Genomic DNA, 2,030 nt, shown 5'->3' on the forward strand with positions numbered 1-2,030 from the left:
GATGAAAAGCTGCAGCAAATGGATAATGATGAGGTGATTGCCTATTTAACCCGGATAAAAGGGGTAGGCCGGTGGACAGTGGAAATGCTGCTGATGTTTTACCTGGGCCGGGAAGATGTGTTTGCGGTAGATGACCTGGGACTGCAGCAAAGCATGATAAAGCTATACCGGCTGGACACTTCAGATAAAAAAGCGCTGCGCCAGCGCCTGCTGCAAATATCCGCCAAATGGAGCCCTTACCGCACATATGCCAGCCGCTACCTGTGGGCCTGGAAAGATATGAAGCCCGTAGCCGGCAATGAAAAAAGTTAATTGCACATGCTGTATAATATAGCCGATCACTTTTCTTGTTATCAGCCCTAAAAAGAGCCCGGCTAAAGATTTCCCGACCGGCTAATACAAGCGGGCCTTTTGTTGCCGTAACAATGCCCAATAATCGTCATTAATTAGTCCGTTGCCGCAGGGTGCATGATCACCGGGCCAAACAGGCTCCGAACCATCCATCCTGAGAAAAATTGCTGCTGTAAAATGCAATGGCCCTGAACAGGAAAGGCAGGCGGTTGCCGTTAATAGCTGAACAAAATGCGGATGTGACTATAATAAAAAGATGTGGCTATAATAAAAAAAAGTCCCCGCCCAGAAATGGGCAGGGATTGTTAATACTAACTAACCCAATGCTTATAACTAAAACTAAAACAAGCTTTAATATGATTACTAATCTGTTAAATACCTTAGTTATGAGCTGCTATTAAAGCATTCATGCTTAAATATTATTACTGCTGCTGTTGTTCAGCAAGTTTGGCTTTAATTTTTGCTTCCACTTCCACGGCAACTTCCGGGTTATCCCGCAGCAGCTGCTTTACCGCATCCCGGCCCTGTCCCAGCTTGTTACCTTCGTAGCTGAACCAGCTGCCGCTTTTTTGTATAACACCGTATTCAACGCCCATATCAATGATCTCACCCATTTTAGAGATGCCTTCTCCAAAAACAATATCAAATTCTGCCTGGCGGAAGGGGGGCGCTACTTTATTCTTTACCACCTTTACTTTTACGCGGTTACCTACGGCTGTATCTCCATCCTTGATCTGCGTCATACGGCGGATGTCGAGGCGTACGGATGCATAGAACTTCAACGCATTACCGCCGGTAGTGGTTTCGGGGTTGCCGAACATTACCCCTATTTTTTCGCGCAGCTGGTTAATGAAAATGCAGCAGCAGTTGGTTTTGGAAATGGTAGCGGTAAGCTTACGCAGCGCCTGCGACATTAAGCGGGCCTGTAAACCCATTTTGCTGTCGCCCATTTCACCTTCCAGCTCTCCTTTTGGCACCAGGGCCGCTACGGAGTCAATAACCACCACATCTACCGCGCCGGATAAGATCAGGCGGTCGGCTATTTCCAGGGCCTGCTCTCCATGATCCGGCTGGGATATCAGCAGCGAGTCCACATCTACTCCCAACCTTTGTGCATAAGAGCTGTCAAATGCGTGTTCCGCATCTATAATGGCGCAGATGCCGCCTTTTTTCTGGGCTTCTGCAATGGTATGAATAGCAATAGTTGTTTTACCGGAAGATTCGGGGCCATATATTTCTATAATTCTGCCTTTGGGGAAACCTCCAATACCCAGGGCAATATCCAGTCCCAGTGAGCCGGTAGATATTACTTCCATGGGCTCAGTGCCCTTCTCACCCATCATCATCACAGATCCTTTCCCAAAATCCTTCTCGATCTTGTCCATGGTGAGGCGGAGCGCCTTCAATTTTTCTGCATTGGCTGTAGACATATTAGTAAGTGTTTTTTACAAATTTAATGGTGTGCTAAGTTATGATCTAATTTTTGAATTTCCTAAAAAATTTAGCATTTCTTTAAAAATACTAAATACTGTAGCAATGCTTATTCCTTTCACCCCGGTTCGTTCATCATTGCAGTACAAAGATGCGATGCCTGCGCGCAGTGAATATGCGCAGTGAAAAAAAAAGTTGCCGGCCGCCATCGGCAGCTTACGCCAGAATGGAATAGGCAAGTAATTGTG

Annotated in this window: 3 protein-coding genes; 1 reads left to right on the forward strand and 2 read right to left on the reverse strand. The window is 46.3% G+C overall.

Going from position 1 to position 2,030, the window contains the following annotated elements:
• Nucleotides 1-312, forward strand: a 312-nt coding sequence (locus VFS25_RS21760) for a DNA-3-methyladenine glycosylase family protein (RefSeq protein WP_414647781.1), incomplete at its 5' end; no start/stop codon positions are given.
• A gap of 461 nt (nucleotides 313-773) precedes the next feature.
• Here the strand turns inward: VFS25_RS21760 and recA are convergent.
• Nucleotides 774-1,781 carry a recombinase RecA gene (recA, locus tag VFS25_RS21765; protein ID WP_326464290.1) on the reverse strand — a complete coding sequence of 336 codons (1,008 nt, stop codon included), beginning with the start codon at nucleotides 1,779-1,781 and terminating at the stop codon, nucleotides 774-776.
• A gap of 39 nt (nucleotides 1,782-1,820) precedes the next feature.
• The coding region (locus tag VFS25_RS21770; RefSeq protein WP_326464291.1) for a hypothetical protein at nucleotides 1,821-2,030 on the reverse strand (210 nt) is incomplete at its 5' end.

The organism is Chitinophaga sp., assembly GCF_035761305.1.
Taxonomy (GTDB): domain Bacteria; phylum Bacteroidota; class Bacteroidia; order Chitinophagales; family Chitinophagaceae; genus Chitinophaga.

Coding starts and splice junctions, on each gene's coding strand:
- recA (WP_326464290.1), bottom strand. CDS start 1,781: ATGTCTACAGCCAATGCAGAAAAATTGAAGGCGCTCCGCCTCACCATG.